General features: G+C 65.5%; 22 protein-coding genes and 2 pseudogenes. 11 read left to right on the forward strand and 13 right to left on the reverse strand.

The window, feature by feature from the left end; genetic code table 11:
• Positions 1–15: 15 nt before the first annotated feature.
• The 5 genes from OG989_RS16255 to OG989_RS16275 all read right to left on the reverse strand — a co-directional run bounded on the left by OG989_RS16255 (position 16) and on the right by OG989_RS16275 (position 2,841).
• A complete protein-coding gene (locus OG989_RS16255) occupies positions 16–324 on the reverse strand; it encodes a spread protein (protein ID WP_327030973.1) in 309 nt (102 codons plus the stop codon).
• Positions 321–1,973, reverse strand: a complete 1,653-nt coding sequence (locus tag OG989_RS16260) for an FtsK/SpoIIIE domain-containing protein (protein WP_327030974.1) — start codon at positions 1,971–1,973, stop codon at positions 321–323. The genes OG989_RS16255 and OG989_RS16260 overlap by 4 nt, the downstream gene beginning before the upstream one ends.
• The gene (locus OG989_RS16265; protein ID WP_327030975.1) at positions 1,973–2,140 is read right to left on the reverse strand and encodes a hypothetical protein; all 168 of its coding nucleotides are present in this window, start codon (positions 2,138–2,140) and stop codon (positions 1,973–1,975) included. The genes OG989_RS16260 and OG989_RS16265 overlap by 1 nt, the downstream gene beginning before the upstream one ends.
• 87 nt (positions 2,141–2,227) lie before the next feature.
• Positions 2,228–2,392, reverse strand: a complete 165-nt coding sequence (locus OG989_RS16270; protein WP_327030976.1) for a hypothetical protein — start codon at positions 2,390–2,392, stop codon at positions 2,228–2,230.
• A 50-nt stretch (positions 2,393–2,442) separates the two neighbouring features.
• Positions 2,443–2,841 carry a transcriptional regulator gene (locus OG989_RS16275; protein ID WP_151457232.1) on the reverse strand — a complete coding sequence of 133 codons (399 nt, stop codon included), beginning with the start codon at positions 2,839–2,841 and terminating at the stop codon, positions 2,443–2,445.
• Between the two features lie 164 nt (positions 2,842–3,005).
• Between OG989_RS16275 and OG989_RS16280 the strand changes: the two genes are divergently transcribed.
• Both OG989_RS16280 and OG989_RS16285 read left to right on the forward strand, forming a co-directional pair.
• Positions 3,006–3,848 (forward strand): hypothetical protein, encoded by an 843-nt coding sequence (locus OG989_RS16280; protein ID WP_327030977.1) that lies wholly within the window; start codon positions 3,006–3,008, stop codon positions 3,846–3,848.
• A 74-nt stretch (positions 3,849–3,922) separates the two neighbouring features.
• Positions 3,923–4,675 (forward strand): protein phosphatase 2C domain-containing protein, encoded by a 753-nt coding sequence (locus OG989_RS16285; protein WP_327030978.1) that lies wholly within the window; start codon positions 3,923–3,925, stop codon positions 4,673–4,675.
• Positions 4,676–5,490: 815 nt separating this feature from the next.
• Here OG989_RS16285 and OG989_RS16290 read toward each other — a convergent pair.
• The 3 genes from OG989_RS16290 to OG989_RS16300 all read right to left on the reverse strand — a co-directional run bounded on the left by OG989_RS16290 (position 5,491) and on the right by OG989_RS16300 (position 8,263).
• Entirely contained in the window at positions 5,491–6,207 is a 717-nt protein-coding gene (locus OG989_RS16290) for a hypothetical protein (RefSeq protein ID WP_327030979.1), read from the reverse strand.
• A gap of 35 nt (positions 6,208–6,242) precedes the next feature.
• A complete protein-coding gene (locus OG989_RS16295; RefSeq protein WP_327030980.1) occupies positions 6,243–7,148 on the reverse strand; it encodes a hypothetical protein in 906 nt (301 codons plus the stop codon).
• 602 nt (positions 7,149–7,750) lie between these two features.
• On the reverse strand, positions 7,751–8,263 hold the full coding sequence (locus OG989_RS16300; protein ID WP_327030981.1) for an NUDIX hydrolase: 513 nt from the start codon (positions 8,261–8,263) through the stop codon (positions 7,751–7,753).
• Positions 8,264–8,480: 217 nt separating this feature from the next.
• Between OG989_RS16300 and OG989_RS16305 the strand changes: the two genes are divergently transcribed.
• From OG989_RS16305 to OG989_RS16320, 5 genes and pseudogenes are all read left to right on the forward strand, one after another.
• Entirely contained in the window at positions 8,481–8,795 is a 315-nt protein-coding gene (locus tag OG989_RS16305; protein ID WP_327030982.1) for a YrhB domain-containing protein, read from the forward strand.
• A 785-nt stretch (positions 8,796–9,580) separates the two neighbouring features.
• Positions 9,581–9,709, forward strand: a complete 129-nt coding sequence (locus OG989_RS16310; RefSeq protein WP_255474685.1) for a hypothetical protein — start codon at positions 9,581–9,583, stop codon at positions 9,707–9,709.
• 30 nt (positions 9,710–9,739) lie between these two features.
• On the forward strand, positions 9,740–9,922 hold the full coding sequence (locus OG989_RS16315) for a hypothetical protein (protein ID WP_327030983.1): 183 nt from the start codon (positions 9,740–9,742) through the stop codon (positions 9,920–9,922).
• Positions 9,844–10,310: pseudogene (locus OG989_RS31940) on the forward strand (DUF5954 family protein); the annotation flags it as partial. The gene OG989_RS16315 and the pseudogene OG989_RS31940, both read left to right, overlap by 79 nt.
• A 118-nt stretch (positions 10,311–10,428) precedes the next feature.
• Entirely contained in the window at positions 10,429–10,581 is a 153-nt protein-coding gene (locus tag OG989_RS16320) for a DUF5954 family protein (protein WP_327030984.1), read from the forward strand.
• 148 nt (positions 10,582–10,729) lie between these two features.
• On the opposite strand, the gene OG989_RS16325 is transcribed toward OG989_RS16320, so the two are convergent.
• Positions 10,730–11,437: a hypothetical protein gene (locus OG989_RS16325; RefSeq protein ID WP_327030985.1), complete on the reverse strand. Its 708-nt coding sequence runs from the start codon at positions 11,435–11,437 to the stop codon at positions 10,730–10,732.
• 160 nt (positions 11,438–11,597) lie between these two features.
• A pseudogene (locus tag OG989_RS16330) lies at positions 11,598–11,843 on the reverse strand (SMI1/KNR4 family protein); the annotation flags it as partial.
• A gap of 457 nt (positions 11,844–12,300) precedes the next feature.
• On the opposite strand from OG989_RS16330, the gene OG989_RS16335 reads away from it, so the two are divergent.
• The 4 genes from OG989_RS16335 to OG989_RS16350 all read left to right on the forward strand — a co-directional run bounded on the left by OG989_RS16335 (position 12,301) and on the right by OG989_RS16350 (position 15,265).
• Positions 12,301–13,464, forward strand: coding sequence for an IS110 family transposase (locus tag OG989_RS16335; RefSeq protein WP_327030986.1), 1,164 nt, complete (start codon positions 12,301–12,303; stop codon positions 13,462–13,464).
• Between the two features lie 53 nt (positions 13,465–13,517).
• Positions 13,518–13,952, forward strand: coding sequence for a hypothetical protein (locus tag OG989_RS16340; RefSeq protein WP_327030987.1), 435 nt, complete (start codon positions 13,518–13,520; stop codon positions 13,950–13,952).
• 184 nt (positions 13,953–14,136) lie between these two features.
• Positions 14,137–14,685 (forward strand): aspartyl/asparaginyl beta-hydroxylase domain-containing protein, encoded by a 549-nt coding sequence (locus tag OG989_RS16345; protein ID WP_327030988.1) that lies wholly within the window; start codon positions 14,137–14,139, stop codon positions 14,683–14,685.
• Positions 14,686–14,845: 160 nt separating this feature from the next.
• A complete protein-coding gene (locus OG989_RS16350) occupies positions 14,846–15,265 on the forward strand; it encodes a hypothetical protein (protein ID WP_327030989.1) in 420 nt (139 codons plus the stop codon).
• Positions 15,266–15,565: 300 nt separating this feature from the next.
• On the opposite strand, the gene OG989_RS16355 is transcribed toward OG989_RS16350, so the two are convergent.
• The 3 genes from OG989_RS16355 to OG989_RS16365 all read right to left on the reverse strand — a co-directional run bounded on the left by OG989_RS16355 (position 15,566) and on the right by OG989_RS16365 (position 19,164).
• Complete coding sequence (locus OG989_RS16355; RefSeq protein ID WP_327030990.1) at positions 15,566–16,462, reverse strand: hypothetical protein; 897 nt, start codon at positions 16,460–16,462, stop codon at positions 15,566–15,568.
• 265 nt (positions 16,463–16,727) lie between these two features.
• Positions 16,728–17,123, reverse strand: coding sequence for a hypothetical protein (locus OG989_RS16360; protein ID WP_132407173.1), 396 nt, complete (start codon positions 17,121–17,123; stop codon positions 16,728–16,730).
• 31 nt (positions 17,124–17,154) lie between these two features.
• Positions 17,155–19,164, reverse strand: a complete 2,010-nt coding sequence (locus tag OG989_RS16365) for a hypothetical protein (RefSeq protein WP_151453077.1) — start codon at positions 19,162–19,164, stop codon at positions 17,155–17,157.
• Between the last annotated feature and the right edge of the window lie 276 nt (positions 19,165–19,440).

A 19,440-nucleotide genomic window follows, 5' to 3' on the forward strand; every position in this document is an offset into this window, starting at 1 on the left:
TTCGGGCGGGGAAGGTCAGCGGTGGGTGGGGGTGACGTGCACGCGGATCCACTCCGGCGGCTCACCCGTGGAGGCGACCGCTTCGGAGAGGCAGCGCCACAGCGCCCACGCCTCGTTGGGGGTGAGGTACATGCGGCGCCGGCCGGCACCAACAGCGACGTATAGATCGGAGTCGGGGGTGACGCGGACGGTGACCGGCACCGAGGCCTTGTCGACGTGCGGTGCACGTAGCCGGTAGAAGCGCCGCGGCTCCTCGGCGGTGGTGCCGTCGGGTTGGTCGGCGTAGGGCATCCGGGCCGGGGTGCCCTCGGGCAGCTCGGTCATCGGGGCTCGCCTCCGTTCGGGGTGGCGTCGAGGTCCAGGGCGTGAAGCAGCGACGGCGGCAGCAGCGGCGCGGCCTGCTTCGGCGCGGTGGTGGGTCGGTAGGTGTGCCGACCGTTGCCGTTAGACCGGGCCTTGACCGCAGCCGGGGCCGGGGTGTCGGCGGGTTCGGGCTGGACCTCGGGCGGGGCGGGGAACGTCGCGGCCATCTCCCGGATCACGTCATCGGAGATGTACGAGAAGCGGACCCGCGCCGGTTCCGGCTGACCGTCAAGCAGGACGTACGCGACACCCTTTGCCGACAGCGGGATTTGGTCAGCGAGTGCTCCGCGGTCGCGGGCGCCGTCGCCGAGGAGTAGGTCGACGTGGCCGCGTTCGGTGACGCCGAGGGCGATGCGGGTGGGGAAGAAGTCGCGGACCGAGACGACTTCCTTGCGGGGATCCTGGGTGGCAGCGACCACCAGCACCCCGAGGCCGGCGCCCTGGGTGAGCAGCAGCCCGAGGGCTTGGGTGATGCGCTGGCGAATGTCGCTGTCAGGCAGGAACGCCAGGAGTGCGGCGATCTCGTCGATGACGATGACGATCAGCGGCTCATCGACGGTCGGGGTGTGCACCCGGACCTTGCCCCTCAGCACCCGTTGACGCGCCCGCATCCGAATTACGGCGTCATCGAGCATGTCTGCCATGCGGGTCCAGTCGTCATCGACGTAGCGGGAGAACAGCGGCCGACCGATTGACAGCTCCATGCCGCCCTTCGGGTCGATGGCCCACACCCGCACCAGACCCGACCGGATACCGGCCGCGAGGGAACGCAGCAGGGACCAGATGACCGAGCCCTTGCCCATTCGGGTAGCCCCGCCGATGAGTACGTGCGTGGCGAGTAGGCGCAGGCAGTACACGGCAAGGTCTTCGCGCAGGCCGAGGGGCAGGGCGGTGAAGTCCGGGCGTGCCGGCACGGGCAGCGGCTTGACGATGCGGGTGAGCGGGTCGCGGCGGATCAGCACCAACCACACGTGCCGAGGCCGGTCCCGGAACCGGATCGCATCCACCCGACGCAGCAGCCACGCCAGCTGACCGGTACGGGCCGGAGCGACCTGACGACGGCCGGAGAAGACGCGGCAGTGCCGGGTGCCGAACGAGTACGCCAGATCCCGGGCCGCCTTGTGGTACGCCTCCGGGTTCTGCCCCCGAGGCATCCGCAACACGACCTCATCCGTGGCATACGTGCAGCGCACCGACAGTAGCTCGGGCAGCTTCTCGCCACCGTCGTACTTCTTCACCAGCCCACACAGCGACATGACCTCGTGCCACTGACGCCGATACACCCACAGGCGCCGCCACCACGACAGCCCCCGCAACACCACCAGGCGTTCGAAGGACTCCCGAGACCGCCACCACCAGAAGCCAGCCGCGGCGGCGACGACGATGAGGACCAGGAGGTGAGGCCACCAGCCGTGCGAGCGGTGCACGTCGACGGCGAGCAGGACCAGGGCGACAGCCGGCCAGGCCCGCCAGTGCCGCACCACCGCAACAGCAGCACGCACCACCAGCACGACGAGGCGAGCGAGGAGGATGAAGAACGTGACCGTCCAGACCAGGGGCCACGGCGCGGCGACCTGGAGGCGACGGAAGTTGACCAGCGGAGCGCGCATCACGCCACCGCCTTCGGCATGGTGTGCTGGTCGATCCACGCCTCAGCGCAGACCTTGTGCACCGGCTTACCGGCCGGGCTACGGCAGATCGCCGGCTTACCGCAGATGACGCACGGGACCGGGTCTCCGGCGCTCCCGTCGCGTCGCCAGTCCAGAGAAGTTGGCATGATGAACTTGCCCTTCCAGGCCGAGAGGGTTGAGAGGGGCAGCGGGGCGGCCGGCTTTCCTAGGGCATGGGCCGCCCCGCGCCACATCTAGTAGCCGTGCCGCCGGAGCGCGTCGATCGCCGCGTTCTTCTCCGCCTGCGTCGACTTGCCAAGCGCCGCCTCGAACGCAGCCTTGGCCTGGTCGAACTCCGGGCTATCAATGTCCATGTCGGCGGCGTCGGTCTCCCGCATCCCGAGGGAGATCAAGCGCATTACCTGGTCCTTGCGCACCGGCTCCGGCTCGGAGCGCTTCCGGCCGAACATCAGGCAGCCTTCCCGCGCGTCTCCGCCAGGGTCTTCGGCGCCACGATCCCGGTAGCCCGGAACGAGTACGCCAACCGACCGTTGCTGCCGACGTACGGCGTCACGGTCAGGTTCTCGAACTCCACCTGCTGAAACGGACCCACCGGCGACACCGGCTGCACATCCGCCAGGATCTTGATCGACACCTCACGCGAGCGCGAGCCCAGCTCCGGGTCCATGTCCATCACCCGGCACTGCCACACCCGCTGACCCGTGACCTTGTCCTTCGCCGGCGTCCGCTGCCGAGTCGCCTCGTTGAAGTCCTGCGCCTCCGCGATCGAGTCCGGCACGAATACCGCACCGTGCGGGAAGACAGCCTCGAACGGAACCGTGAACCGAGTACCACCACGAAGAGCCATAGCCCTGCCTCCTTCAGCGCCCAAGGCGCTCTCTGCTCTGCGACCCAAGAGCCGCTGCTTAGTGCCCCTAAACAACTGGATCGCGCCTGTTCGGGTGATGTTTAGGGGGTGTAAGCGAGCATACACTGAGCGCCATGTCTGTCAAGGGGGCCTAAGCTATGGCGATGAGTAGCCCTGACGAGCAGTTCGACCGCGTACGGCGAGAGCCGGACCCGCTGCGTCAGGCGAAGCTTGCAGGCGAGTTGATCGCCGTCTACCAGCAGCGATCGGTGGAGCTAGCGCGGTTACGGAAGGAGGCGATCAACCGTGCAGCCGTGGAGCGGGGGATCTCTTTCAGCGCCATCGCGGCCGAACTCGACCTCACGCGAGGCCGCATCACCCAGATTCGGCAGGGAGCGCCCCCCGCGGAGCGCGCATTCTTCGGCGTGGGACCGGTTTCAGTGGCGGTGCCACTGAGGCAGGTTGGGGAACGAAGCTTGCCCGTGATCTCCTCGGAAGACAGCCGGGCAGCGGAGGTGCTGACCACTCTCTTGACGGGACTCGCCTTCCAGGTCAAGCCGCAACGCATCCCCGTCGATGGGAACTGGGCGCCCGGCGAAGACACTGTGGCGATCTGCGGTCCGAAGTCCTCACCCGTCACCGCGGCAGCGATCGAGTCGGATCCTTTCCTGACCTTCGCGCCGGACCAGGCGGGGAAGTGGACGATCCGTGAACGCGATGGGAGCCGCGTCTACGAGTCGCGCATGGATACCGACGCCGGCTCCCTAGGTAGCGATGTCGCGTACGTGGCCCGGCTGATGCTTCCCGGCGGCTCCGGAACTCTGCTGGTGATCGCGGGGGTTCATGCTCTCGGCTCAGTTGGGGCTGCCGCCTACCTCGCACGACATCTCAAGGATCTCTACGCCCAGGTCGGCACACGACGATTCTCCATGGTCGTTACGAGCGACCATGACGGCGAGACCGTGACAAGGAGCGAGTTGCTATGCCCGCCCCGGACACACGAGTAGTCACAGTTCGATGGGCTGAGCGCCGCGGCCCCGAGCGTCCTACAGAAGATCGCGTTTTCACCACACCCACCGCAGTGATCGTGCTCGACGGCGCATCCCAGCCCGACCCCACCGAGCGCGACGGCGGATGGCTCGCGGACACCCTGGGGCGCACTGTGCGGGACAACCTCGCCCAGCGCACCGACAGCCTGGCGGCCATCCTGGCCGATTCGATCGATGCGGTCAGCCGGCGGTACGGCCTGAAGCCGGGATCGAGCCCGTCCACCACTGTGAGCATCGTCCGATGGGACGCCGACAGCGTTGACGTCCTGGTCCTCGGGGACAGTCCGGTGGTCGCACTCACGACCGATGGGAACGTGCACGAGGTGCGCGACGACCGGTTGCAGGACTCGGCACGGCATCAGCGCGAACGCCTCCGGTCCGGCACTGCCGAGCAGCACCACGAGCTGTGGCGGTCATTGGTGGCTGCCGAGCGCAGCCGACGTAACCAGCCGGGCGGCTACTGGATAGCGGAAGCCGACCCGACCGCCGCGTGGAACGCCTACGCGTATCGCTGGCACCGACAGGAGCTGCGAGCAATCCTGGCCGTCACGGACGGAGTTTCAGCCGGAATCGACCGGTACGGCATCCCGCCGGACTGGCCGTCCGCCTTCTACCTCGCCTTGGAGAACCCTCAGACACTCGTCGACGCGGTGCACGAGGCCGAAGAACGCGACCGCGAGTGCCGGCAGTGGCCACGCAGCAAGCGGCACGACGACAAGGCCGCAGCGATCATCGGATTCGGGTGCGAGGAGGAAGGACGGAGAGGGGACGGGGGAGGGGCCTGACGGCCGGAGTATTGGTCTCAGGTGTTGCGGGCGTTGACTTGTCCGGGCGAGCTGTCGGGGATTGCGATGCGGGGTTGCTCGCCCAGGGCAGCCCTGTGCGGTCCGGGCGGCGGTGTCAGGTCGCTGCGGGTGGAAGTGCGGGGCGGTGGGTGGTGTCGTGTTGGCCTTGGTCGGCTCGGAGCTGCCTGTGATCTGTTGCCGAATTGGCCTGTACTAGATCAAGGCGCTCCGCGCGGCGCGGGCCGGGGCGCGGCAACCGGCTCCTACGGAGCCGCCGCCCCGGCCGCCTACGGCGCCGGGGCGGAAAGTCAGCCGGCCCGCAAACCACGCCCCGCCCCGCGCGTCACCCCTCGGTCCGTGAAGGGACCCGGTGACGAGTCCCGGGACTGACCGGGACCATGCGACAGCTCTACCTTCGTCTCTTCCAGCCTGGTGACGTCTCACCGCGGACCGGTCGACGGTCGGCCGGATCGAGTTGCCGAACGGAATCCGTCGGGCCGCTCACGGGTCCGAGGTGGGGAAGAGGTGGAGGCAGGAGGAGGGGCGGAGGGTGAGGGCGGGGTTGGGGTTAGAGCTGCCTCCGGCGGGGGCGCAACGACTCCAGGATGGAGTTGCCGAACGGTTGCGGTCGTGGGTGGTTGGGGTGGGATGCCATCCCGCCAGCCACCGACCCAGGCGAGCCGAGCAGACCAGGGCCAGGGCGACAAGGTCGTACGTCCGGTAGGGCGCTCCACCTTGTCGCCCTGGCCCTGGCCCGCTCCACGGTGTGTGGGTCGGCGGCAGACGGGATGGCAGTAGGGGGCCTGCTCGGTGGGTTAGAGGCCGAGCTCACGCCTATCATAAAGCTCCTGGTTCATTGCGTAATCTGCCATCGCGCGAAGGAGAGAGCCCATCTGGAGAATGGCGTAGAATAGCATTGCAGTCATTAGAAAAAGGCCCAGGCTGGATCGACGGCAATGGGAGCAGTCAACCATATTGAGGTCGCCGGCAATCACAAAATACACTACACCGACAATTCCTAGACTAAGCTGCGTTCCAAGAGTCCATGTGAAGGTAAAGATGAGATCGCCGTAGAAGGACCTGAATAACGGCCCGTATTCTTTTGAGCTCAGTAGCGGCTGCTCGGCTGCGTTGGAGGCCTCCGCCCTCATGCCGGAGGCGGTTTTCTTGACCTTGACCCGGGGTGCCTTTGGGCCATTTGTGATCATTGTGAAATAGAGATGGCCCTTCGGTATTCCGAGAGCTAGGACTGTTGCTGCGGTAGCGGCTCCGAACCCGAGAGCGGAGAATGCCAGGATGCCTGCTACAAGATCTTTAACGGCGACCTTCTGGAGGGCGGGCATCCAGTGCAGGCGGAAGGATGCAAAAACTAGCAGTCCGGCGAATAGCGTGCTTAATGCTACATTCCTGTGCAGCAGCGTCTCGTGCAGTCGGGGAGCGAGGTAGCGACGACTGAAACGGAATAGATCTTGTTTGGGTTGTCCAGGACTTGCCTTCTTCTCATTGCCTGAGGCTTCCGGGATCCCGCTCATGACTCAAGCCTAGACTCCAGGTATGACAAGTTAGCCTACGTTGACTCAGCTTGGGGCGTGGCGTCTCCTTGTCGCCGGACGACGGGAAGCGCCTGCTGGGCAAGCCTGCGAACGGCTTCCCGCACGCTCTCGTCCTGCTCGTCCAAGGGAGCCTCGTCATCCACTCGTGCAACCGCGCGCATTTGATGTTTCTCTAGAGATACAGTGTGATCAGTTGGCTCTCCTAGTCGACGACCTACCACCTTCATGTCGCGGATGTTTGGCAAACGTCGTCGAATATTAGAAACAATCACATTGATGATCCCCTCGCTTTTGCTTAGGGATTGGCCGCGAGGCGCATGCACTACGACCGCCGCGTCTTTTCCGCCGGAACTTCCCGCGAGCTCTGAAAGGACATCGCTCGCATCGTTCCAGTCGGTGTTCGGCCTGTTCACTACAATTGACGCTTCCTTGATCCTAGTCAAATCAAGAATCTCGCGCTCAAGGGACGGGGCGGGAAGCGGGTCGAGGTCCAGATCGACCGCTCCATAGCCGTTCTTTTGACTGACGCCGAAGAAGTATCGCTCTAGGCTCGATGAACTTACACCTCGGCGTCGATTCTCGATGAAGATCAAACGGTCTTTCGGGATGACTGAGACTCTCGTTGGCTGCGCAAGCCACGTATTTTCCGGTGTGCGAGCTTGCTGAGTAGTGCCTGTTTGCCTATTGAATAACAGTGGAATGCCCCGAGGGTTCCCGCTGACGAAGCGGAAATGAATGAACTCCCCGTCAATGGCAGAGGCTGCGACGGCAAGCACCTGGTCCTGAGCGACGGGTGCCTCGGTTGCGGGCGTCGGTAGATCGGCGAGCCACCGAAAGAACCCGTCGTAGTTGAGAAGCGTTCTAGGCGTTCGACCGTGCATGACGAATGCCTTGACCTGCCGTGCTTGCTTGCGGGGCATGCAACCTCCATAACCTGTAGCCGCACCACCCTACAGGTGAGGGAGACTAGCTAGGTAACACGATCTGGGTGGGACAGTGGGCTCTTTCGCAGAAGTAATCATCGTTGAAATCTCATATCTAAGGTTTTGGCAGCATTGAAGTCAACTGGGCATCGACTAGGACTCGTCTAGTGTCGGTTACCTGACATCGCGCCTGCGCGACGGGCTTAGCTAGCATTGCTTGCAATTGGTGTTTAAATCCACTTTTGGGCTATATCGTTTATAGCGGTACGAAGGGGTTGTGCGAAGGTAGTTGAGCGTGAGCATTCGCGATATGCCCGCGGGGCCTCCCGAGTTAGCGGCCCCCCGGACTCGAAGCCGGCCGACGGACGCGGTCCGAGGCCGACGGTGGACGACATGATGAGCAGGCTAGCGCCAGTTACCGACGCCGACCGACAGAAGTCTTGATCTTTGCAGGGCAGAGGCAGCACGAAGGCAGCGAAACGGCCGCCAGCCGCTGACGACGCCCAGTGCGGGCCGGCACGAAGATCACGCTCAGCGGCACCAAATGGCAACGGCTGGCAGCCGATGGTGCGCCCTCTCGGCGTTCGGAACGAAGGGGTTCAGTCGTCGCCTGGCATGATCAGCGCGTCATGTTGCTCCCCAGGGCGGGCGAACCAGGCGGCGCCATCGAGGTTGTTCAGGGTGGTCTTAATCCGGAGCTTGGCGGTTTCTTCCATCTCTGGCAGTGCCCGGGCGGGGAACCATCCGACGGCTGATGTCTCGTCGTCGTTGACCCGTGCCTGGCCGCTCTTGGGGCGGCAGCGGAACCACACGTTCAGGTACTGGCAGGAGTCCCCGTTGGGGTAGGTGCGTGGGTAGAGTGCTACGCCCGCGATGCTCTGGACAGCAACCCGTACGCCGGTCTCTTCCTCTACTTCACGGATAACGGCGTCTGCGGGCTGCTCGCCCGGCTCGACTGCTCCTGCTGGCAGCGACCAAGAGCCGTTGTCAGAGCGCCGGACGAGGAGGACTTCGTCGTCGTCGTTGCAGACGATGCCGCTGACCGAGGGCAGCATCAGTAGCTGTTGCCCGACCTTGGCACGCAGTTCCCGGAGATAAGAGGAGATCGCCATCGATGGAGACTACCGCCCGAATGATCATGTGACGGGGCAAAACGGGGTCTGTTGTACAGCCATCCGTACAGCCAAGCCGGCCGACGGACGCGGTCCGGAGCCGACGATGGGCGGCATGGCGAGCAGGTCAGCGGCAGTCACTGACGCCGGCCGACACGAGTCTTGATCTTTGCAAGGCAGGGCTACCTGCCTCCGGCAGGAGGGGCATGATGTGCAGGTGCTCAAGGAGCAGCAAGCAAGGGGGACGGCGGAAGCGGTGCTGCGGGACATGTCCTCGGAACCCGGCGTACCACCGCTGGTGATCACCTGCGTGGAGGAGCACCCCGTTTGCTGGGTCTTCTACTACCAGTCCGCGCGGCACATCGAGTCGGGATCCTTCCTCGACTCGGTCATCGGAAACGCGCCGATCATTGTGGACCGAAGCACGGGCCAGCCTCACGAGACAGGTACGGCTCGTTCGATCGAGTACTACGTCGCCGAGTACAGCAGCGGGCGGCACACCTGCGCGCTCTGCGCGACTGCGCAGCTGTAAGTTCGAGCCTCTCGAAGCTACCGCTTGTGAGCCAGCGTGCCGGCGATGGGACCGACATCCAGGCTGAGGTGGTACGTCAGCGAGAAGTCAGCAAGAGGTCCGGCGCTAACCCTTGCTGTGTGACCTCTGACGGTGGCCGTGGCGCAAGCAACGGCACTAGATGCCGCGGGTTGCTGCGCGACGGGAGGCCGGAGCAACATTCACACCGAAGAGGTCACTGGTTCGATCCCAGTATCGCCCACCGTAAGTATGTGCAGGTCACGAGGCCCGTTTCCGGAACTCCGGTAACGGGCCTCGTGGCGTTCGGCCCTTATTATGGGAGCAGATTGGGAGCAGGCGTTCGTCCGGTGGCTGACCGAGGCAGGCGTGCCGGCGGCCACTACTACCGGGGCAACGGCTTAATCGTCGCTCCTCACCTGATCAAGGAGCTGAACATGCCGCTGACAGCCCCAGGTTAGGACAAGGCTCCCCGGCTACGGGCCAGCAGCCTGGCCGACGGCTGCTGGTCCGGTGGGCCGCCCACACGCCGGTCCACCAGGCTAGGTCGTGTACCCACTTCTCGGTGCTCTGGCGGGCCTTGGCCGACCACTTTGACGCGTCAATTGCTGCGAAGTCGTTCAAGGCTTAGCGGTCGGTTGTGGCTGTTGCCGATCAACCATGGGACGAGCAACGCGAGCTCGACCCATGGGAGCGGCCCTGGTTGCCCACGCCCATTCGACGATTCGTAGGCCGTGTGGTCACGATCAGGTGCGGCGTTTCGGCAATGGATAGCAAACACTACGTACATGGTCCATCACGACAAGCGGGTGCCTGAGCACCTGCTGATCACCATCGAGCAGCGGGACGATCCGGTATCGGCGGTCTCCGAGGATGATGCCCAATGCCGTTCGGTCACCTATCCCACGCTGATGTGAGCCCTTCACCTCTTCGGCGCGGCCGAAGAGGTGAAGGGCCGGTGGCGGATCGTGCGGCTCGACGCCGACGAGCCGCAGCACGCCCGCGACTGTCTCGCATCGCACTTCGGCGCCTGTTCGGCGAGACGCCGCAGACCGTCGAGAACGCGGCCGTGCGGGTCGCGTACGAGAGGGCGTACGAGGTGCGTGACTGGGAGCCGGTCAATGAGCTGACCGTCAGTGGCCGTCCTTACCGGATCATCCGGGCGCAGCCGTTCATCCGGATGGACCGGAGCCGCCCCGGCCCACCGATGCCGACCCGTACCCGCCGGGCCAGGCGGAGCGGACCACGTCGCCGATGGACGGCCTCGTCATCGACCCGACCGCGGGCACCGGGGCTCACCGACGCCCTCGTCCGGATGGAGTTGGTCTCGGCGTCCTAACGGCGACCTCCTTCCCTGAGGACGTGTACGCCGGCTCGTGCCGGGCGGTGTCCACGCACCCGAACGTGGTGCTGCTCCCGGTCGGGTTCATCGTCGGGAAGCACGTCGACGGCAGGTGGCGTCCCCGCTCGTTCACCACCTACCCGACGCCGCAGACCGCCCGGGACGCGGAGTCCTTCGCCATTGCCGACATTGCACGCGACGTCGACACCCCGATCGAAGAGTTCATGGCGGCTTACGTGCGCGCCCGCGCGGGCGCATCGTCCGCAACGGACCGACGACTTCGAGGTCAGCGGTGTGGCGTGCCGGGTGACCCGGGTTCGAAACCTTTATCCGGTAAGGCCCGGACGCCCGGAAGGACCCCGCCCCTCCGACCACGACCCGCTGCCACCACCAGCCAGTCAGGTGGAACAACTCCGCGCGCAAGGCCTGATGCCCGAACCAGACTGACCCGAACACGGCGGGCCCGGAGGCACGTACGCCGTACGCCCTGAAGCGGCCGAGGTGACCGTGTAGGTGGCCAACCAAGACAGGAAGACGGCGGTACCCCGTGGCAATTACGAACAAGATCGTGAGGACTTCGCCGCCCTCGTCAGCGTCAGGAGGGCCAGGTAACCTCGTGATAGGTCACCGACGAAGTGATCGAGATGAGGTACTTCTGCCCCCGCAGCGGACCGTTCCATAGCGAGTCCAGGTCGACCGGGTGGTCGTCCTGAAAGACCAGGGGCCAGCGGGGTTCCACGGGATATTGACTGGCTCTGGAGTCAGTCGCCTGCGACCAACTGACGTGGAGCGGACCGTCGTACCCCGGCGCGACGTAGGTCCACGTCGGCGGCGACAGGAGCTGCCCATCATCAGTCGTGCCGCCGGCCGCGAGGTTGGCCTCCACGTCCTGCAACGACTCGCCGCTGACCGCCATCAATCCAATCTGCTTCGCCGCCGCATCCAACTGGCGCCGTACATCGGGCAGGTCTCCCCGGACGGCGAAGTACCTCGTCTCACCCCAGCTGCACTGCAGGCGGTAGGAGTCATGCGGGAAGACGCCGTTCGTGTCGCCGGCTAGGCAGCTGTCGGATGTCGATGCCGCCACCGGCCGCATCCCCGGTGTCCGCTCGGCGACACCTGTCAGGATCTTGTCGAGCTGGGATACAACGGACGCGCTTGCCTGCCGGACCACGCCGGAGTTGGCCGCTCGGTTGGCATCCTCCGGGGCGGGGGCATCGGACCCGCATCCCGCCAGGGCGAGCGCCACGAGCAGAACAGTCGCCAGCTTGACCGGGAGCGAGGAAGCCACAATCACCAGCATGTCGGGCCTGCCAAAGTCGGCGCTTGAGCTGCCGTACTCATCCTGTGACAAGCGGTCTTGGCCGCCTCGCTGACATCGCTACTACCCATCCGAGCCAGAAAGGTGCCTGTACGCGCCCGGCGGTACGGCCTCATTTCCGCATGGGGGGACAGAACCGTGATCAGTCGCGGTACTCGGATCCGTCGACGATGCCCTTGAGGAAGGTCTCGAAGTCGGGAGCGAGGACGGTGATCTGGTAGTTCCACTCCTGATCGACGTGCACGACTGTCGGCTCCCCGGGGCAGCGGTAGTCGAGGGCGATCATGTCGTGGCCCGCTGACGGGCAGTCGACGATGTAAACGCCGATGTCAGGGTAGCCCCATTCGGCTATCCAGAACCCGCTGCCGAGTTCGCCGCACAGGCTGAAGGCGGATCACCGTCAACGCCGCCGCATACAAGACGCTGACCGACTGGGCCGCCCGCTGGCCGCAACGCTGTCGGCGTACGGGGGTTCCGGTGCAGAGCCAGGTACGCCAAATGTGCAGAGGCCTGGGCGAGTGGCCCTGGGGGACCTTGCGGCGCCGGTCGCCCCGGCGACGCACGTCCGTTGCTCACGATGAGTAACCGGTGGACGTGGGCGCCGCCCGAATCGCGGCTACTTAGAGACTTGGTTCAGGATCGATGTCCGGCCAGACTCGGTCCAGGTGCCCGGCGAGACGCTCCCACATTGCGGCTGCCCACCGGTGTCATTGGTGTGGCTCTCTCATGGCCTGCGGTCTCGCCGGGCACCGCGCGAGGAGAGGCTGGAAAGGGGTTTGTCCTGCTCGAAGTAGCGGTGCCCTCCTTGCTGACAACCCCATCCGGTTCAGCCAAGGGAGGCGCCGATGTCTGTGATCATCGGGATGGACCCGCACAAGCGCTCGGCCACCATCGAGGTCGTTGACGAACGTGCCCGGGTGCTCGCAGTGGGCAGGTACGGCACCGACAAGACCGGCTACGCGCAGATGCTCGCCGCCGGCCGCCAGTACGCCGATCGGGTGTGGGCGGTCGAGGGTTGCAACGGCATCGGCAAGCACATCGCCCACCGCCTGCTGCATGACGGTGAGACGGTGCTCGACGTACCCGCGAAGCTGTCGGCGCAGGTGCGGGTGTTCGCCAGCGGCAACGGCCGCAAGACCGACCCGGTGGATGCGCACTCGGTCGCGATGGTCGCACTGCGCACCCCGAACCTCGTGCAAGTCCAGCTCGACCCGGACCTGCAGGTGATGGGAATGCTGGTCGACCGTCGCGACGAGTTGGGCCGCGCCAGGACGCAGACCATCAACCGGCTGCACCGGCTGCTGCTGGAGCTTTTTCCCGGCGGGGCAAAGCAATTCCTGTCCGCACGACAGGCACGGGCGCTGATCGCGACCATCAAACCCCGCGACATCGTGGGCAAGACCCGGCGCCGTCTCGCCGTCGAGCTCATCGGTGAACTCGAGGGCATCGACAAGAAGATCAAGACCGCGGAGAAGGACCTCAAGGAACTGGTGGTCGCCCGCAGCTCCACCCTGATGGACCTGCACGGCATCGGCCCCTCAGGTGCAGCCCGGCTGCTGGCAGACGTCGGCGACATCCGCCGCTTCGCCGACCGCGACCGGTTCGCGTCCTGGAACGGCACCGCCCCGCTGGACGCCTCCTCCGGCGACCAGAAGCGTCACCGACTCTCCCGCGCCGGCAACCGCCGCATCAACCGCACACTGCACATCATGGCCGTCGTCCAGCTGCGCAACCGCACCGAAGGCCGCGCCTACTTCGACGCGAAGAAGGCCGCCGGGAAGACCTCCATGGAAGCCATGCGCGCCCTCAAACGCCGACTGTCCAACGTCGTCTACGCCCGCATGATCACCGACCAGAAACGCAGGCAGGCGGCGGATCCGGGAGGGCACTCGGGGACGACTCTGCAATCCAGCGTGACCGACCTAACCCCGGACATCGGCCCTTCGGACAAGCCACTTCCCGGACCCGCCACCAACCACCCTAAACCCCTGGTGTCAGCGGCGCCTTGACATAAAGGGGTGCCATGAGCGACTGCGTCGGGCCAGTGACTAACGTCCCTGTCATGACAGCAATAGCAGCGGGAACGTTTCGTCGGACGCCGATCGAGCGATCGGACCAGCGCGTCGCATGGGAGCGGACAGACCAGGCTTTCTTCGCTGCCGGGGCGTGTCATGTCCTCGCCTGGGTATGCCGAGAGTTCTACGCGGACCGGTCGATTGAGATAGCGGCGGTGCGCTTCGCTGCCGAGCGGCAGGTCTTCCACGTCTACGCGGTCTGGGACGGCTGGGCGTTCGACCACTCAGGCTGGCATCCCGAGCCGCAGTTGCTGGCGGTCAACACAGAGTTCGAAGGCCGCCCGCTGGAGCGTGTCAAGATCACAGTTGGTCTCGCTGAGTTCTGCGAGGAGCACCACTCCCGTATGCCGTATCAGTATTGGCGCGACCCGCTTCCTCGTGCTCGCGAGTACGTGAGCCGGTACATCCCACCGTGGGCGTAGCGCCTCCGGTGCTCGCCTGTTGGCGGAAGCGAGCGCGTCACCTGATCTCACTCAGGTGATGCACCCTGACGCCCGGTCGGCGGCATAGCGTGCGTCTACCGCTGGAGGTGCGTACGAGGGCCACGATTGTCACGAGGCGGCGCCGTAGCCCGCATCATCCGTCGTTGGTGCATCATGGTCTCTCATGTTCGTGGATCAGCGGCATTTTCCCTTCCTGGCCGATCTTCGGGCACGGTGGGAGGCCATCCGGGATGAGTGCCTTGCTCTGCCGCGGGAGACCTATCAGCCGTGGGTGCAACGCGAGATGTACGGCCAGGGCTGGAGCGTGTACGGGCTTGTCGCCTTCGGGGAACGGATTGAGGGCGCGCTCGAAGCGTGCCCGGATACTGCCTCCGCGTTGACGAAGGTTCCTCACCTGACGACCGCTGGGTTTTCTCGGATGGTTCCTGGCACCCAGATCAAGCCACATCAGGGGTGGGTTACGACCGTTTACCGTGCGCATCTCGGGCTGGTCGTGCCGGAGGACTGCGCACTGCGAGTGGGCGACGAGACCCGACAGTGGCGCGAAGGTAAGACCTTTGTCTTCGACGACACCGTCACGCATGAGGCGTGGAACTACGGCTCCAGCGACCGCGTCGTGCTCTTGTTTGATTTCGCCCGTCCTGGCTACGAGGGCATGCCGCAGGACGAACTGCCGGCCTCGGTGGCAGGCTTCGTACGACGCGGTGGATGAGCGAGGCACCCCAGCGCACCTTCACCGCCCTGTCTTATCCCGCCGTTCGGAGAACCTGGCGAACGCCGGGTGAGCACTGCAGCATCCGAGGGCATCACGCTCCGCGCAGCGCCGTACGCGGCAGAAGAGCGCACCGCGACAGGAGGGCCATACTGGTGTGGTGACAGCGTGGTTCGACCAGGCATCGGCGGAAGCGGCCGAAGCGCGCGGTGACTGGACTACGGCGATCGCCCTGGTTGGCGAGTTCGCCGAGTGTTACAGCCACGACCCTTACCGGCACAACGCACACCTGTGGCACATGGATCTGCTCGTCAAGGCCGGATTGCTGCACGAGTTGGTTGATCGGGCCGAGATCGACGTGCACGCGCGGCGCCAGCTGAACCGGTTCCTGTACGAGGAAGGCCGCGACGGTGTACTACATGAGCGTGCCCAGCGCGGTGACAAGATCGCCCTGTATCTTCTGGCGCGCCTGCTTCGCGACCGAGGTGGGTCCGCGGCCGCTATGCAGGCGATCGCCGACATTGACATGACCAACACCTACGCCATCGAGCTGGCACACCGGCCGCAGTCGGACAGGTAGGACTGCTGGAGGAGTTCGGTGCGGCCCTCTTTGGCAGGAGATCGCACGACGCACTGATCTCGGCACGACCGGACGGGTTCAGTGCTGCGGTCGGTTACTCAGCGCGCTGCCGGCCGGTGGCAGAAGTGTGGGCCTCGTTTCTCGAAGAGCGTTTCTCGCTGCTTCGGGTCGAGGATATTCCGTAGCGCGATAATGTTCCGGCGCCATTGCTCTCCTTTCGAGGCATCGTTCCATTCGACGGCACGCCAGGGAGACGTTGCGAGGACGTTATCGAGGGCGACGATGGCCAGTTCCTTCACGTTACCGTTGCCGGTGTCTCGAAGGTGTGCTCAGCCATCGCTCCGCCCGGCGGCGTTTGTCGTCGTCGCCTGACTCCCTCGCTGCCATCAGCAGGCGTATCCGTAGCTCCGCTGGGACTTTGGCGATATCCCTCGCCTGCTGTTTGCGGGTCTTCCAGCCGCACAGGTGCCGCACGGCGCCAGCGTCGATGCGAGCGTCCGTGGGGTAGACCTGCATGGCTTGGATGAGGTAGGCGATCGGTGTTTCGGCGAGCGCCGGTTCCGGCAATGCTTCGTGTACTGGGAAGCCGGAACAGCGCCCTGTTCCCGAGCCAAACCAGGCAAGCATGAGGCCAGCCCGCTCGACCCGATCCGGAATCGCTTCTTCAAGGCGCTGGGCGACCAGCCGGTGTATCCCCTCGGGAAGAAGTCCGTCGGTGCTGCCGGCGGCCACTGCCACATCAAGTAGGTCACTTACTGCGGCGGGTGCAGCGGCCCTCCACCGCTGCTCCGCGAGCCGCTGCTCGTGGCGTTCCCATTGCTGCTGTTCCTCCTGCGCCAACGGACCTTCGACCCCCTGCTCAGCGAGCCAGCGCAGCACCGCGCCGCCATCGCACAGCGTGGCGTCGTCGTCCCAGCCCGACCAGCGCAGGTAGGTGGCGTGATGAAATCCCACGGCTGCAGTCAGCCGCCCGCTTCGGTCGAAGAACTCGAAGGCGAGGTCGCCGTGACACATGCAGTACCCGTCGGTCGTCTGCTTGACGGCCAAGGCCTGGATCAGCTGGCGAACTGCCGCCGGCTCAGCCACCTCCAGCAGCACATCCTCGCCCAGCACCCGGACACCAGACACCCCACCATTGGTCACCCGAACTCGGGCGGCGCTGCGCAACACCTCGCCGAGGGCGGCCTCCGAAGTCACCCCACTATTCTGCGGTTGCAACGCCCCGGTGGCGAGACCCGCCCCTCACGACGTCGTCTTCTAGTCTAGAGCCGCTGATCAGGCGTTGGTCGTGCCGGACGCGATGCACGGTCATGCCGGTGAGGGGGCGTCGCGGTCGCTGTTGTACCGATGTGAGTTCGCCGAGAAGTGGCCGTCAGCGCCGGCCTGGCCGCACAGGTCTTGCATGGCGACCGTACTTCTCGGCGATGTGCGGGTCCGCTGGCAGACGCTGATTGTCGGCGGGCTACAGGTTGTTGATTCGGGCCAGTAGGTCTGCCTCGGTCAGGTTTTCCAGGACCGCGTCCTGCTTGCGGGCCAGGACCGCCAGCAGCTTCTCCTTCTCCAGCTTCTTGGCCGCCGCCGCCTTCGCCGCCTGGTCCTCCGTGAGGCGGACGGCGATGACGTGCTTGACGACCTCCAGCTTGGTCTCCAAGGTTGCCTTGGCCGGATTGGCCTCGGTGGCCACGAACGACTCGGTGTCGACGGCCTTGAGTTCAGCATTGACCGCCTTGGCCACATCATCGAGGCTGAAGCCGGACTTGGCGGTCAGCGGAAGCTCCCACAGCTGTTCCGTGGTCAGCAGTCCCTTGGCCGACGGATAGCGGAACTTCTCCCGTGTGGCCTTCTCGAAAATGGTCACGGTAGCCTCTCTGAAATATCTGGGTAGGGAATCAGAACTGGATGCTGATGAGGCGGCGCCGGCCGCCGGTCATGGTCACCTTGGCGACCACAGAGCTGCGGACCGTGGAGCTGAAGCCGAGGCCGGAGAGCTGATCCGGAGACGGCTCGCACTTGGTGCGGTCGCCGAGAACCTCGAACACCTTGCGGTGCGGTTGCAGGTCGCTGCGGAGGAACTCGTTGTAGATCCCCCGCGTCGGCTGGTCGTTCACGCACCCCTTCAGAATGAAGAAGTAGTGCCGGTTGCCAACCTCGTTGTCGTCGAAGTAGTTCGGCGAGTACATGATGGTGGACACCGGTACGAACTGTTCGGTGGTGATGCCCCACAACTCCTTGCCCGCACTGCCCGGCAGCACGTCCTTACCCGGCCGGAAAGCGGTGATCACCCCGCCGGCAACCGTCATCCGGCCCACCTCGACGGTCTCCTTGTGGCCGACCGCGCGCTCGTGGCTGTAATGCTCGGTCTTTCCGTTGCTCTCGGTCTCGATCACGAAGCCGACCTGGGTGCTGTCCCGCTTGCGGTACTGGTTCACCTCGATCCGGTACTCACCGTCGGGGACACGGTCGGTCCAGGTGACGTTCTCCACCGGCTCGCGGGAGAGCGTCCCGCCGGCGTTCATGTCGACGTCCAGCTTGTTGCGCTTCTCCTGGTACCAGATGTGGTCGCCGTTGGGTTCGTACACGTGCAGGTCCAGGTCGTCGTGGTTGAACCAGGACAGGCTCACCCGCAGCTTGCCGGTGACGTTGCCGCCGGCCCGCTTGACCTTCTCCCTGATCGAGTCGGTGACGTTGCCGCCGTACGACCAGCCGAAATCGTTGTCCCACTTGAACAACCGCGGAGCAGCCGGGCACCTGCCGGTGGTGAGGCTGACGAGGTGCGGCTCGTAGGTGTTGGCAACCCACAGGTCGATGGTGGCGGCGCCGGGCAGGATGTCCTTCATGAAGGAGACCACCGGAATCTCCTCCGGCTTGGCGTCGCGAAGGAGCACACCTGACGACCGGGTGGTGGCCGCCTGCATGAGCAGCCCTTCGATGCCGTCCTTCATCCGTGCCTGGGCGTCGTTGTCGACCCACAGCACATTGGTGACCGACACGTCGGACAGCCTGGCGAACCGTCGCTGCAACGACTCCTCGATACCCAGCTCGGCAATGGTCCTCATGGCGGCCTTGACCATGCCCGGGGTGATCAACGCCGTGGGGCGCTGGTAATTCTGCGGCGCCACCTTAGCCTCGAACGACCGGACCGCCTGCTCCAGGTCGACGCCCGCGGAGAGATCCTGGACGAGGGTGCCGATCACCGTGTTGCGGAACCGGGCCGCCGGGTTCATGGCGTTGGCGAAGACGAAGGCACGTCGATCGGTCGCCTGGGTCCACCGGTTCTGCAGCGAGCGGAACTCGGTCACCGCCCGGCGATGCTCCGCGCCGCGGTAGAGGGCGTTGTCGTCGACGAGGTCGACGACGGTGTCCAGAGCGTGCCGGGTCAGCTCGGCCAGGCCACGCTGGAAGACCTGCACCGCGGCGTCAAAGTTGCCCTGTGCCGCGCCGACGTCCTCGATGCGATGCCGCTTCTCCACCCGGCCGTGCAGGTGGTGCCACACCTCGACCTGGCCGTCGCGCAGCGTTCGGGTGGTCTTCGTCCCGTACTGCGCCTGAGTGGACCGGAAGATCGTGGACAACGGCAGCGAAAGAACGAACTCGTCCAGAGCGGCGGCGACGGGGGAGAAGACCGGGTCGGATGCCGACACGCCGGACCAGACGGTACGGACCCGCCCGTCGTGGATCTCGACGACGTTGCCGAAGTGCTTGATGAAACCGCGGCAGGTCGAGCAGTCGTACTCGGATCGCTCACGGAACCGCAGATTGGTGCCGGCGGGGAAGGAATCGAGAAAGGTGAGCCAGAGTGAGTCCCGGTCGAGACCGTCGCCGACGACGTACAACTCACCCCTGGACATCGTGGACAGACGCGAAGTCACATCCGTCACGAACTGCTGGAAATCGCCCACCGTTCCATCCCCCTTGATCGCCGGAGATCCTACGCAGCGAACGCCAATCGGAGAAACGGCGTTTCCGGCTGTCCGCACGGTCACGGACGGGCGCCGGTGGCCGTCGGTCAGTCGACCGGAACGCGTACGGCGGTGGGGTGCCGGGCCGGCGGTCAGCATTTCCGCCAGTTGGCCGGCGGCGCCGTTGAGTACATCCCGGCTCACGCTGTGGTTGCCTTCCCGTGCACCGACAGGCCTGGGTGGTCGAACAACTTCTCAGGCACGCCAGGCTCGCAC

Origin of the sequence: Micromonospora sp. NBC_01740 (assembly GCF_035920365.1) — a bacterium.
In the GTDB taxonomy this organism is placed as follows: Bacteria; Actinomycetota; Actinomycetes; order Mycobacteriales; family Micromonosporaceae; genus Micromonospora; species Micromonospora reichwaldensis.